The following is a 13850-nucleotide window of genomic DNA, read 5'->3' as shown; positions in this document are numbered from 1 at the left end:
CATGAAACCGCGCTACCTCAGCCTGATCCCGGCGCCGCCCGCCGGCTTCGAAACCGGACCGATCGGCAAGCGGGAACTGCTCTCGGGCAGCATCGTGCTGCTCGCGCCGGATCGCGAGACGGCGTGCGCGCTTCTGCCGGACTTTTGCGCGCGGGTCGAGGGCATTGTTGTCACCTTCGGCGCCCCGGCGGTCGAACAACTCGGTCCTCTGCTTTGGCACGTCGGCCTGCCCCGGGAGACGGTCAATCACGGAACGCTGCTCCTCCAGATTGCCTGTGAAGCGATCGATAGCGCAAGCCGGTTCCGTAACGAAGCACATGTCGCCACCCTGGCGCAGGAGCGCCTCGTCGCCGAACAAGCCCTGCGTTCCAAAGACTATCAGCGCATCACCAACGCGCTGCACGAACAGGTCGCCCTGCTGGCCGAGAGCGAGAACAAGCTGCAGACCATCCTCGACAGTGTCGATGCCTGCATCTATCTGAAGGATGACCGCTATCGCTATCTGTTCGCCAACCGCGCCGTCAGGCAGCTTCTGGGACGCGAGGCCGCCGGCATCATCGGCCGCGAAGACAGCGAGTTTTTCGACGCGGCCACGGCTGAGGCGATCAGGAGGAACGACGCGCGCGTCATCGACTATGGTGAAACACTGCTGACGGAGGAAACCAACACGATCCTCGCCACGGGGAAGACGATTACCTACCGCTCGACGAAGATCCCGCTCGTCGACGGTGAAGGCCGCATCTACGCGCTGTGTGGCATATCGACCGATATCACGCCGCTGAAGGAGCGCGAAGCACATCTCCAGTATCTCGCCCACTACGACATGCTCACCGCGCTGCCCAACCGGGTACTGCTCGCCGACCGGCTGAATCTGGCGATGACGCAGGCACGGCGGCGCGGCCAGTTGCTCGCAGTCGCCTACCTCGATCTCGACGGTTTCAAGGCCGTAAATGACCGCTACGGGCACGGCATCGGCGATCAGTTTCTCGTGGCGCTGGCGGGCCGGTTGAAGCAGATGCTGCGAGAAGGCGACACGTTCGCCCGGCTCGGCGGCGACGAGTTCATCGCCGTGCTGCCCGACCTGCCGGACAATGCGGCTGGCGTGCCTCTGCTGACGCGCCTGCTCGCCGCCGCCGCAGAGCCGGTGCAGCTCGGCGACCTGACGCTGGGCGTCACGGCCAGCCTCGGCGCCACCTTCTATCCGCAAGCCAACGAGGTCGATGCAGATCAGTTGCTGCGCCAGGCCGACCAGGCGATGTATCAGGCCAAGCTCGCCGGGAAAAACCGCTTTCATCTCTTCGACACGGAAAAAGACCGCACGGCACGCGGCATGCACGAGAGTCTCGAACACATCCGGCTGGCACTGGGCGCGCGGCAGTTCGTCCTCCACTACCAACCCAAGGTCAACATGCACTCCGGCGAAATCATCGGTGTCGAGGCGCTGATCCGCTGGCAGCATCCGCAGCGGGGATTGCTCCCGCCGGGCGTCTTCCTGCCGGTCATCGAAAACCACGCAATGGCCGTCGACCTCGGCGAATGGGTCATTGACGCCGCACTCGCCCAGATCGACGCATGGCAGGATGCTGGACTGAAGATTCCGGTCAGCGTCAACGTCTGCGCCGGGCATCTTCTGCACCCGACGTTTTCCCCACGACTGTTCGAACTCCTCGCGCAGCACCCGGCGATCCCGCCCGACCGGCTGGAGATCGAGATCCTCGAAACGAGCGCGCTGGAAGACCTCGCGCAGGTTTCCCGGGTAATCGACGAATGCCGAAGCCGGGGTGTCCGCTTTTCGCTCGACGATTTCGGGACCGGCTATTCGTCGCTGAGCTACCTCAAACGCCTGCCGGTCGATCAGATCAAGCTCGACCGGAGCTTCGTCAACGACATGCTCGTCGATCCCGACGACCTCACCATTCTCGACGGCGTGATCAGCCTGGCCACCGCCTTCGACCTCCAGATCATCGCCGAAGGCGTCGAATCGCCGGAACACGGCCGCATGTTGCTGCAACTGGGCTGCGAATTCGGCCAGGGGTATGGAATCGCCAAGCCCATGCCGGGCAACGAGTTGAAGGGCTGGGTAGAGAACTGGCTCCCCGACACGCTGTGGCGCAGCACCCGCCAGGTCCCGCGCGACGCCTTGCCGCTGCTCTACGCCATCACCGAGCACCGCGCCTGGACCATGGACGTCGTGGCCGCCGCAAGGATCAACCGAAGGGAAATCCCGGCACTCCGCCATCCCTGCCAGCTCGGCGACTGGTTACGCTCCGCCCGGGCGGAAAGAAAGATCAGCCAGGCCACCCGGCGGGAACTGGAACGCCTGCACGACAACGTACACCGGCTGGCCCACGACATGGCTGCCAATGATCCCGGCAGCCAACCCGATCCGGCGCCGCACATCAACGTATTCCGGGAAGCCGTGGATGCGCTGGTCACCGGCCTCCAGCGCGCGATCGAAAAGCGACGGTGATCACCCCCCGCCCAGCACCTTGAACAGCGTCATGCGGTTGCTCTGCTCGGTCAGTTGCAGGGCGATCAGACTCTTTTGCGCGGTGTAGAGCGAGCGCTGCGAATCCAGGACATTGAGATAGCTGTCGGCACCGGAACGGTAGCGCTCAGTCGACAGCTTCAGGCTGCTGGCATAGGCATCGACTTCCGCCCTTTGTGCGGCCATACGCTCCGCCAGCGTCCCCCGTACCGACAAGGCATCGCCGACCTCGCGGAACGCCGTCTGCACGGTCTTCTCGTAAGCTGCCACCTGGATGTCGCGGGTCGTTTCCGCCACCGACAGCGCGGCGCTCAGCTTGCCGGCGTTGAAAATCGGCAGCGTCAGCGTCGGCACGAAGGTCCACGCCCGGGTTGCCGCGTCGAACAGGCCATTCAGACTGGAACTCGCCGTCCCGACGGTACCGGTCAGCGTGATCGAAGGGAAGAAGGCCGCCCGCGCCGCGCCGATGTCGGCGTGGTAGCCGATCAGCGTGTGCTCGGCGGAGACGATGTCGGGGCGGCGGAGCAGTACTTCCGACGACAAGCCAGCCGGCACCTCCACCAGCGCCAGCGCGCTGACGCCGACACCACCTTGTTGCTCCGGAAGGAGATCCTTCGGCACGGTAGTGCCGACCAACAAACTCAGCGCATTGCCCGCCTGCTCGACCAAGCCCTGGTAGTTCGCCATGTCGCCGCGAGCCGCTTCGGTCGTTGCCTGCGCCTGCACAACCGTGAGGCGGGACGAGCCACCGAGTTCCTGCTGCTTGCGCGTAAGTTCCAGCGTCTTGCTGCGGCTCTCGTAGGTTTCCTTCGCCAGTTTCAGCAGATCCTGGTCCGCCGCCAGCGTCAGCCAGGCGTTGGTCACCTCGGCGATCAGGCTGTTGTGCACGCTGTCTTTCGTCGCCTCGAGCGCCAGAAAATCCTGCAGGGCAGCCTCTTTCAGATTGGACAAACGCCCGAAGAAGTCCAGTTCGTACGAGGTCACGCCGAGGCCGACGCTGTACTTTCGTGAAATGCTGCCTTCGTAGCGCGAGGAACTGCCACCGGCGGAGGCGCTGACCGCCGGCAACAGCGCGGCACCTTCGATCTGGTACTGCGCGCGCGCCTTCTCGATGTTCAGCGCGGCAACGCGCAGATCGCGGTTGTTCTCCAGCGCCAGCGCGACAACCTTTTTCAGTCGTTCATTGGTGATTACGCGCTGCCAATCGAGCCGTTCAACGGTTTTGGACGCCACGGCACGGCCATCGACGGATGTCGGCACTGGCATTTCCGGCCGCACGTAGTCCGGCGCAAGGTTGGCACAGCCACCAAGCAGGGCGAGGCAGAGCGATAGAGCAATAACATGAGGACGCATCAGGCATCTCCTTCGGCGTTCGCGGCAACCAGGCCCGACACGTTGGGGGCCTTGCGCCGCCGTTCGAACAGCCGGCAAACGAGGACATAGAAAAGCGGTACGAAGGTGAGGCCGAGCACCGTGGCCGTCGCCATGCCGCCGAGCACGCCGGTGCCGATCGCGCGGCGACTGGCCGAGCCGGCACCGCTACTGAAGGCCAGCGGCAGCACGCCGAACATGAAGGCCAGCGAGGTCATCAGGATCGGACGCAGACGCAGGCGCACCGCCTCGAGCGTGGCGTCGCGCAGCGACCTGCCCTGCTCGCGTAATGCCTTGGCGAACTCGACGATCAGGATCGCGTTCTTCGCCGACAGGCCGACGGTGGTCAGCAGGCCGATCTGGAAATAGACGTCGTTTTCGAGTCCGGCCAGCCAGGTCGCCGCCACCGCGCCAATCACGCCAAGCGGGACGACGAGCAGCACCGAGAACGGCACCGTCCAGCTCTCGTACAACGCGGCAAGGCAGAGGAAGACGAAGAGGATCGAGATCGCGTAGAGCGCCGGCGCCTGCGAACCGGCGAGGCGCTCCTGGTAGGACTGGCCAGCCCATTCGTAGCTGATGCCGGGCGGCAATTGCTTGATGACCTCCTCGACGGCTTTCATGGCGTCGCCGGAGCTCACGCCCTCGGCGGCCGAGCCGACGACTTCGTAGGACGACATGCCGCTGTAGCGCTCCAGGCGCGGCGAGCCGTAGGTCCAACCGGTGCTCGAAAAGGTCGAAAAGGGGACCATTTCGCCGAGTGAGTTGCGCACATGCCATTGCCCGAGATCCTCCGGCTTCATGCGGAAGGCGGAATCGCCCTGCACGTAGACCTTCTTGACGCGAGAGCGGTCGATGAAGTCGTTGACATAGCTGCCACCGAGCGCGGTCGACAGCGTGCTATTGACGTCGCTGGTCGCCAGCTTCAGCGCCGATGCCTTGTTGTCGTCGATCTTCACCGAGAACTGCGCCACGTCATCCAGACCGCTCAGGCGCACCTGCGCCAGCCGCTTGTCCTCGCGAGCGAGTTTCATGAACTGGTCCCGCGCCTTGACCAGCGCGTCGTGCCCGTTGCCGGCCAGATCCTGCAATTCGACGGTAAAGCCGGCGCTCGAGCCGAGGCCGCGGATGAGCGCCGGCATGATGATGAAGACGCGCGCATCGCGGATCTGGCTCAAATCGGCCGTCATCTTGCGCGCCAGCGACGCGGCGTCCTGCCCCTTGCCCTTGCGCTCGCCCCAGTCCTTCAGCTTGATGAAGCCGTTGGCCGACGCCTGGTCGCCGTTAATGCCGACGACGGTCATGAAATCGGTCACCTCGGTCTGCTCAGACAGATAGCTTTCGACCTGACGCAGCACGGCGTCGGTGCGGGCGTATGACGCCCCGGACGGCAACTGGATCGACATCATCAGCCGCCCCTGGTCCTCCTGTGGCAGGAACGAGGTAGGCAGCTTGACGAAGGAAATACCGAGCGCGCCGAGGATCAGTGCGTAGATCAGCATGAACCGCTTGCCGCGCTGCAGAATGCCACCCACGCCTTTTTCATAGCGAGCGTTGCCTGTTACAAACGAATGGTTGAACCAGGCGAAGAAGCGCTGGAGCGGGCCATGCGGCGTGGTGTCTTCATGGTGGTCGACGTCCGAGAGACGCAACAGCGACGCGCACAACGCCGGAGTCAGGGTCATCGCGACGAAGACCGAGAGCAGCATCGAGGCGACGATGGTGATCGAGAACTGGCGGTAGATGACGCCGGTCGAGCCGCCGAAGAAGGCCATCGGGATAAACACGGCCGACAAGACCAGCGCGATGCCGACCAGCGCGCCGGCAATCTCCTTCATAGATTCGCGCGTCGCTTCCCGCGCATCCAGCCTGCGTTCGGTCATCAGCCGTTCGACGTTCTCGACGACGACGATCGCGTCGTCCACCAGCAGCCCGATGGCCAGCACCATGCCGAACATGGTCAGCGTGTTGATCGAGTAGCCGAACGCGGCGAGCACGCCGAAGGTACCGAGCAGCACGACCGGCACGGTGATCGCCGGGATCAGCGTCGCGCGCAGGTTCTGCATGAACAGGTACATCACGGCGACGACCAGAGCGACGGCCTCGATCAGCGTGATCACCACCTCCTCGATCGACACCTTGACGAACGGCGTCGTGTCGTAGGGAACGACCGAGTGCATCTGGTTGGGGAAGAATGGCTCCAGCGCCGCAACCTTGGCCTTCACGGCATCGGCGACGCCGAGCGCGTTGGCACCGTCGGCGAGCTTGATGGCCATGCCGGTGGTCGGCTTGCCGTTGAGACGGCCGGTGACCGTGTAGTTATCCGCGCCAAGCTCGACGCGGGCGACGTCGGAAAGACGGATCACTGTACCGTCACTGGAGGACTTGATCACCACGTTCCTGAATTCATCGACGGTCGTCAGGCGGCTGCGCGCCGAAATCGTCGCATTGATCAGCTGCTCGGAAGGAGCCGGCAGCGCGCCGAGTTGCCCGGCCGAAATCTGCGTGTTCTGCGCGGTCAGCGCCGAGGTGATGTCGGACGGGATCAACGCGTACTTCTGCAGCTTGCCCGGATCGAGCCAGATGCGCATCGCGTAGCCGGAACCGTAGGTCTGCACTTCGCCGACGCCGTCGATACGGCTGATCACGTCAACGAGGTTGGACGAAATATAGTCGCCGATATCCACCGACGTGATGGTCGGGTCGTCGGAGACCAGCGAGACGACGAGCAGGTTGTCGTCGCCGGACTTGGTGACGGTCACGCCCTGGTTCTGCACCGACTGAGGCAGGCGCGACATCGCCTGCTGCACCTTGTTCTGCACCTGCATCAGCGCCACGTCGGAATTCGTCCCGGCCGTGAAGCTGAGCGTGACACGGGCACGGCCACTGGACGTGCTGCTCGACGACATCGACTGCAGGTGGTCGAGCCCCTTCATCTGTTGCTCGATGACCTGCGTGACGGAGTCCTCGACGGTCTTCGCCGAAGCACCGTTGTAGGTGGCCGAAACAGAAACCTGCGGCGGCGCGATGTCCGGATATTGCTCGAGCGACAGCTGGCGAATCGACAGCACGCCGGCAATCATGATGAGGATGGCGAGGACCCACGCAAAGATGGGCCGGTCGATGAAAAATCGGGCCATGACGTCTCCTACTTCGCTGCGACGGTGGTCGCAGCCTTCGCCGCCACACCATCAAGGGACGTCGCACCACTGGCGACCGACGGCACATCGACCACGCGTACGCTCTGGCCGGGCCGCACCTTGCCGCTGCCTTCGACGATGACGCGATCCCCGGCCAACAAACCATCGGTGACGCGCCAGTTGCTCCCGATCGCCTCGGCAACGACCACCTTGCGCTGCTCGACCTTGTTCTCCGACGTCACGACTAATGCGGTCGCCTTGCCGGTGCTGTCGCGACCGATACCCGGTTGCGGCACGAGCAGCGCGTCGGGCGCAGTGCCCTTGTCGAGCTTGGCGCGCACATACATGCCGGGCATCAGCAGGCGCTCGGGATTGGGAACCAACGCGCGCAGCGTCACGGCGCCAGTCGTCGTATTGACCGTAACCCCGGCGAACTGCAGCTTGCCCTCGTGCGCATAGGTGCTACCGTCTTCGAGGATGAGCTGGACGCGTGCACTGTCGCCCTCGCTCTTGAGCGCGCCGCTGGCCAGTGCCTTCCTCAGTTGCAGCACTTCCAGGCTCGATTGCGGGATGTCGACGTAGATCGGGTCGAGCTGCTGCACGGTGGTCAGCGCGGTTTCCTGATTGGCCGTGACCAGCGCCCCCGGCGTCACCGTCGAGACTTCGACGCGACCGGCGATCGGCGAGACGATGCGCGTGCGTTCGAGATTGATCGTCGCCGTATCCAGCGCGGCGCGCGCCGAGGCGACATCGGCTTCGGCCTGCTGCAGCGCCGTCTGTGCATCCTCCTTGTCCTGCTGGCTGATCGCCTCAATGGCAAACAACTCGGTCTGCCGCCTGGCCTTCAGCCGCGCCGCGCTGGCCGTCGCTTCGGCACGCGCCAGACTCGCCCTGGCGCTGGCCTGCGCGGCCTGATAACTCGCCGCGTCTATCTGATAGAGCAACTCGCCCGCTATGACCATCGCCCCCTCGGTAAAGGCACGTTTCTGCACGATGCCGCCGACCTGCGGCCGGATCTGCGCGACCATCCGCGCCGCGGTACGGCCGGCAAGCTCTGTGCTCAACGTAGCGGATTGCGGAGCCAGCGTGACGACGCCGACTTCCGGCTCTTTCGGTGCCGTATTGACGGCCGACTGACTCTCGTTGCAGCCGGAGAGGGAAAAACTGCCCACCGCCAGCGCGGCGACCAGTGCCAGGGAAGACAAACGGAAAGACTTGGGGACGCGCTCGACGCTCACGGAAAGCTCCTCGATGACCGGTTTCGCCGTGATGCCATCCGCCGACACCGCGGATACTGGCTGTATCACGACCACGAACAGAAATGGAAACGAGTCGCGCACCACCAACACGTTTGCGACCCGACTGAAGAATTCACCTCGGCATTATCGAGGCCGGCCGGTTGCAAACGATTTCGCCCTGCGAGGCAAATATTTCCAAACGTTTCAAACGCCGGACCGACCAACTTGAGGAAATGCTTATATGGAGACTTCCCCGCAAATCAAGTGATGTAACCGGTAGAAATCACCCGATTATCACGGACGATCACCGCCCCTACCCTCATCCCGGTGCAATTCGCCTTTTCTCGAACGGCAAAGGCAATCCCCATGTACAAGGTGTCGGTATCCTGCGGCGTCTCGCTGACGCCCCCCTACGGTGGCGGATGGCAGCAATGGAGACTGACATTAACCGAAAACCCCGGAATTTCGCAGAAGCCCAGTCGCTACCGAAGCAATCGGGCGACCACCGGATCGAGCGCCGCCATGAACACTTCCACGTCCCGCGTGTAGTCACCGGGCAGGCCGAGTTCCTCGTTGATCGCACCGTGGCTTTTGCGCTGCGACAACACCGACGCCCGAACGCCCAAGGCGTTTCTTTTCTCCGCGTAAGCCTTGGCCTGCCCGCACGGGTCATCCTTGCGCGTGGTCGAGCAGACGCCGAGCCACGGCGCGGCCCTGCGGTCCAGTTTGTGGAACGGGGAAGCCGCGACCCATTGCGCTTCCGTCGCGCCGAATGCCCCATCAGGATCACCCGTTGCGGATCACCGTCCCACTCACTGGCCCGTGCTTGCACGAAGGCCATCGCTTTATTGATTCGGCAAGGTAATGTCTGAATTCGTCACCCCGGCGAAGGCCAGGGTCCAGTCGGCGATTGCTCTCCGATACTGGATACCGGCCTGCGCCGGTATGACGAGGTCTTTATACTTCATCGTGCCGAAGCAATAGCGATGTGCTGGGCCTGCTCCAGCGCATCGCTCCCATCTCCAACCACCGGATAGTTGACGGAAACAACGATGAATCCCTTCGGTACCCAGCGCCCAACATTGTTGGCAACCACTTTCGCACCCACCTTGTCACCCACGCACCAGCCTCCACCGTGAACCATCAGAATGATCGGCGCGTTGCCTTTATCACCCACCGGTTCTGGTCGATACACATCCAGTTTCTGCCGCGCCTGCGGACCGTAGGCCAGGTCTTTCAGATCCGGAGCCGGCCCTGAATTTCTTCCATTGGCGCGTTTCTGCAAGAGATCGACCTTCTGCGACCACGCAGCACAACTCAAGCCATTACCGCCCATGTCGGCCAGTTCGTCCTGCGCGCCGTCAGTATCAGCACCTTGCTGCGCCTGACGATACCGCCGATGCCGTCATCGGCCAGTTCATCGACTTCGCCCGCATCGGCAGCAACGAAACACTGCAATGGTGCGACACGGCCGAACTGGCAACATCGATAGTTCAGGAATATGCCGGGAAGGACGGTTGCCGTCTCACGCTCGACCTGCATCCCGCCGAACCGCTGCTGATCCGCCCCGTCGCGCTGCGCCGAGCCATTGCCAACCTCGTCGAGAACGCCTGCCGCTACGCCGGCGGCGACATCGCCCTGCGCCTGGAAATGACAGGCGAACAGGTGATCTTTTCCATTCTCGATCGCGGCTCCGGGGGGCCCGAAGCGGAACTCGACGGCATCCGCCGGCCGTTCACACGGCGGACGACCGCCGGGCCCCATCAATCCGGAGCCGGATTGGGGCTCGCCATCGTCGACCGGATCGCCGCACTGCGTCGAGGGCGGCTCGTTCTGAAAAACCGGGAGGGCGGCGGCCTCATCGCCGCGATCGCACTCCCTCGCCCGGAAGAGTAACGCCGATGAACCCGAAGACTCACGGCAAACCGCTGACCGAGCCTTCCTTCGGATAGGTGATCGTGTAATCCACCCCGATCTTCCAGGTTTCGTTGGGCGCGAGCGCCTTGTTCCAGAAGACAACCCCGGGGCGATCCTTCCAGGAATCGCCCCCCGGTTGCGGTTCAAATGTCCGCTCGACCTCGATTTCCTCCGACTGTGCCACTGGCGACGGCTCCAGCACCAGCACATCAACGGGATTTCGGTGCAAGCTGGTCAGCGAATAGACGTCACCGACCTTGCGTAGCAACCGCTGGCCGGTAAAGCCCTCCGAGCCGTCCTGCAGTACCTTGCGATCGACCGTGACTCGCAACAGATCGTCCTGTCCGAACCCCAGCGTAAAGCGCTCTGAACCGACGGGATTCCAGCGCGTCTCCCCGACGTAGCCTCCGTCCCGGAACAACTGGACATTGCCCGGCAACCAGACTCCCGGCGGACGTTCGAACTCGGCGACCAGCACGCCGAAAGGCTGCAGCGACGGCGTAATCTGCACGCGCTGCGATGCGGTCACTGCCTGCTTGCTCAGCGACACGGCGATTTCACGACCGTCCGCCGCCAGCGTCACGGTTCCTGGCACCTCGAATTCGGTCGCATACCCCCCCTGGGTTTCGATGACAGGCACGACATAGTCATCCCTGTCCTTCGCGGCCCGCTTCATAATCGGCGCGGGGGCCGGAGCGGCTTCGGCCAGAACGGCTCGGGAACGTCGCAACTCGTCCTGCGAGACAGGCCGATGATAGACAAGGCGACGTGTCTGCGGATCAGCCAGCGCGCGAAACGCCTGCGGTTGCCCGGTCGACAGCTTGAGCCTGACGCCAGCCCAGTCCTCACCGGTTTTCTGCGACACCAAGGCCAACCGTTCCAGATCGAGCGCCGAACGTCCCGAATCAAGCGAGGCACGATAGGCCGGCTGCCAGCCCGCCCGATTGACCTGATAGATCAGGCGGACCCGACCGGTCTGCTCGGCCGCCAGCTGCACGCTGAGACGGCGGAAACTGCGGGCGCCACTCTTCAACTGCGCCAGCTCGAATTCAGCCTTGTCGAGCTCCTCCTTGATCGCACGCTTGCGAACCTCCGCCGCCTGCGCACGCTGGAAAGCCCCCTTCCCCGCTGCCTCGATGCCGTCGGCAACGCCGCGCAGCGCCTTGCCATCCAGCACCGCCTTTTCCCCGTTTTCCAGCCGCCCGAGGTAGCCCGTCACCAGGCTGGCGGACCGGACCTCGATGTCGAGCGCCTCGATCCGATCCTGGAGTTCGAGAATCGTCTTTTTCAGCGCCTTTTCACGCGGATGAACACCTTCGCTGCCACTCGTCACGTCCTTGACCATGATCTGCCCGACGCGGATTCCCTTGTCCGCCTGCACCTGCAGGGTTTTCGTATCGAAGTTGGCCGGCAGACCACCGACCTCCAGCAAGCGCGTTCCCGCCGCGACCTCGGCAGAACGTTCGACGGTGGCTGCGCCCGGATAGAGGATCACCTGCGTAATGGGCGCCTCGACGTCAGCCTGCGCCAGCGGGACGAAGAACAGCATCGAAAAGACAATTCGGCGAAGCATGAACACCTCCGGGGAAGGAATCGTGGCCGGGCGGCCAACAGACGACAGAAGCATACCGCGGGGCCATCCGGCGAGAAAGGCCACGTACATGGTACGGGAGTCGCCGTATTTGACTCGACAGCTTCCCGGAGCCGAAGACAGGTTGATCCGTACGGCGTCTAAATAGGGAGCTTGCAGCTTATTCTTTTTGAAACTTTGGGGAGGCAGTCGGCCAGGAGCGGAAATTCACCCACTCGTGTTGATTGGCTATGGGATGGCAGGTTCTCCCAGACACCCGCCATCGGAATGGTTGGTGCTGATTCTTGTTGAAAGCAGCGGATATTCAACTTAGCGCAAACCAATTCATTTGGATGCGTTGCCCTTCCGCTCGTAGTCGAGCAGGCTTTCGAGAAGCACATCGTCCTCTACGTAGAAGACTTCCGGACATGGCTCCTTTGGCTTGACAGCTACGACGACCAACTGACCCAAACGTAGATCAGGATGTTCCTCCCAGACTCGCTTCAACGCAGTGAGGGTGCGGTCGATTCGCTCGGGATCTCTCATAGGCTAGCGGTGTGAGGTGCGGAGTGTTTGCGCATAGCGCTGTGCATCAAGCGCGGAAAACGACCAAGCATAGTGTAGACGTGACGGATGCCGTGGATGCCCAGAGTTGGTTAGCGTGCCGAAGTGTTGCCAAACTGTCCCGTATTTTTGTAACCGACCGAATAACTGACTTACGGCGGCAACGAAATAGCTTCTTGCAGAGATATTTTCACCCCACGCAGCCCAGACCACTGGCGTTGGTTCCGCTGCAACAAGCGTCTCTATACGGTTCAAGTTCTCGGAGAACGCTTCAGCATCTACATCAGGAGATAATGCATTGAAGTCGGTGGAACGGATTGGATAGAGATTCAGCATGACGAATCCGTCAAATCCAGTCCGCTTTGCAACACCTTCGACTTTGGCAACCGTTGTGTCGGACGTCTCTTGTGTTGCTGTACTGGGATTAAGCCCAACGGTGAGCAGTTTTCGTGAGCCACTCTTCCCCAGAGTGAAGCGCAATGTATCGTTTCGGTCGTTTGAGTAAATGTCGTACATGTGTAGTCCTTGATATTCGGACGCAAAAAAGTCCACGTTGTTGCCCATAACTTCAGTACGCTCCAAGTGCTTTTAGCGCACGGAATGACAGAAAGATCATGTGGCTTTCAAAAGTCGACTCTAAAACCTGCCAGAGGGCCAACGGGAACTCATCGGCTCTAGCCGGAAGGGCTCTCTGCGTACTGTATCGCTTGGTACAGCCGACATGTGCGGGCGTACCCTAACCGGAATCGCCGTTGCAAGAAACTCACAGGGTATTGTTCGCCAACGGGCAGTGCAGCCTTCGCTTCTTCAATTAGCGCATCTGGACTCCAATGATCCTCATCAGATTGCAAGTCATCCCAATCCAGTTTCACCTGTAACTCGGTCAGGCTGATCCTATCTTTCGTAGCCCAATGATCGGCAGGACAGATACCCCAACTGAATCGAGTCTTGCGATATGGCGCATTGACGTGTCCTTGCTGAAAGATGGCGAACGTCAAGAATTCGAGTCGATGCAAACTCTCGTCATGCAAATAGATCACATCGGTTCCCCGCGTTGGTGAGTAATAAACTGTCGCTTGATAGGCTGGGTCGCCCGGATGATGTTGAAGGAAGCTTGGTAATAAATACTCCAAAGAAATGACATCATCGTTTCGCAGCAATCCGGCACCTACTAGTCGACCAACAATGCCAAGTCCTCGAGGATTTGCCCTGATTCTTTCGGCTGTCGCGCGGAATGCTTCAATCCCAGACAAGGCATGCTGCTGGACATATGCTTTACGTGCTTCGAACGAGGAGTGGGCGCATTCCTTTAGCGCGTTGTGGCACGCTTCGCAGCAGGTTACCCAGCCATCCTCGGCTGCTGGAATGCGATCAAACTTTGTCGTCGAAAAGATCGAGTATGACCACAGCAGGTCTTCGTTGCAGTATTGGCAAATACCAGCGTCGCGTTCAAACACATCGCGAAAGATCTCTTCTCTCGGAATCGCAACCACCAATTTTCCATCAAAGCTTGCAGGCATCGGGCATTCCTTCATCATCAAACAGCTTTGGCGAACCCATGT

General features: G+C 62.0%; 11 protein-coding genes. 2 read left to right on the top strand and 9 right to left on the bottom strand.

Annotated elements, in window-relative coordinates; genetic code table 11:
• Window position 1: 1 nt before the first annotated feature.
• A complete protein-coding gene (locus tag BO74_RS03560) occupies window positions 2-2470 on the top strand; it encodes an EAL domain-containing protein (protein ID WP_496440063.1) in 2469 nt (822 codons plus the stop codon).
• Here the strand turns inward: BO74_RS03560 and BO74_RS03555 are convergent, their stop codons facing one another.
• The 6 genes from BO74_RS03555 to BO74_RS03530 all read right to left on the bottom strand — a co-directional run bounded on the left by BO74_RS03555 (window position 2471) and on the right by BO74_RS03530 (window position 9573).
• A complete protein-coding gene (locus BO74_RS03555) occupies window positions 2471-3841 on the bottom strand; it encodes an efflux transporter outer membrane subunit (protein ID WP_496440061.1) in 1371 nt (456 codons plus the stop codon).
• Entirely contained in the window at window positions 3841-6999 is a 3159-nt protein-coding gene (locus tag BO74_RS03550) for an efflux RND transporter permease subunit (protein WP_496440060.1), read from the bottom strand. The genes BO74_RS03555 and BO74_RS03550 overlap by 1 nt, the downstream gene beginning before the upstream one ends.
• A gap of 8 nt (window positions 7000-7007) precedes the next feature.
• Window positions 7008-8339, bottom strand: a complete 1332-nt coding sequence (locus BO74_RS03545; protein WP_496440059.1) for an efflux RND transporter periplasmic adaptor subunit — start codon at window positions 8337-8339, stop codon at window positions 7008-7010.
• A gap of 158 nt (window positions 8340-8497) precedes the next feature.
• Complete coding sequence (locus tag BO74_RS03540; protein WP_496440058.1) at window positions 8498-8611, bottom strand: hypothetical protein; 114 nt, start codon at window positions 8609-8611, stop codon at window positions 8498-8500.
• Between the two features lie 108 nt (window positions 8612-8719).
• Entirely contained in the window at window positions 8720-8863 is a 144-nt protein-coding gene (locus BO74_RS03535; RefSeq protein ID WP_496440057.1) for a hypothetical protein, read from the bottom strand.
• 338 nt (window positions 8864-9201) lie between these two features.
• Complete coding sequence (locus BO74_RS03530; RefSeq protein ID WP_496440055.1) at window positions 9202-9573, bottom strand: hypothetical protein; 372 nt, start codon at window positions 9571-9573, stop codon at window positions 9202-9204.
• Here BO74_RS03530 and BO74_RS03525 point away from each other — a divergent pair.
• Complete coding sequence (locus tag BO74_RS03525; protein ID WP_496440216.1) at window positions 9492-10133, top strand: ATP-binding protein; 642 nt, start codon at window positions 9492-9494, stop codon at window positions 10131-10133. The two genes, BO74_RS03530 and BO74_RS03525, sit on opposite strands and share 82 nt — an antisense overlap.
• Before the next feature lie 19 nt (window positions 10134-10152).
• Here the strand turns inward: BO74_RS03525 and BO74_RS03520 are convergent, their stop codons facing one another.
• The 3 genes from BO74_RS03520 to BO74_RS03510 form a co-directional block, all read right to left on the bottom strand.
• A complete protein-coding gene (locus tag BO74_RS03520; RefSeq protein WP_496440053.1) occupies window positions 10153-11727 on the bottom strand; it encodes a DUF4139 domain-containing protein in 1575 nt (524 codons plus the stop codon).
• A 546-nt stretch (window positions 11728-12273) separates the two neighbouring features.
• Window positions 12274-12804 carry a DUF1643 domain-containing protein gene (locus tag BO74_RS03515; protein WP_496440051.1) on the bottom strand — a complete coding sequence of 177 codons (531 nt, stop codon included), beginning with the start codon at window positions 12802-12804 and terminating at the stop codon, window positions 12274-12276.
• 158 nt (window positions 12805-12962) lie between these two features.
• Complete coding sequence (locus tag BO74_RS03510; RefSeq protein ID WP_496440049.1) at window positions 12963-13808, bottom strand: hypothetical protein; 846 nt, start codon at window positions 13806-13808, stop codon at window positions 12963-12965.
• Window positions 13809-13850 lie beyond the last annotated feature (42 nt).

Source organism: Propionivibrio pelophilus DSM 12018, assembly GCF_059569095.1.
This window is presented reverse-complemented; position numbering and strand designations above follow the sequence as displayed.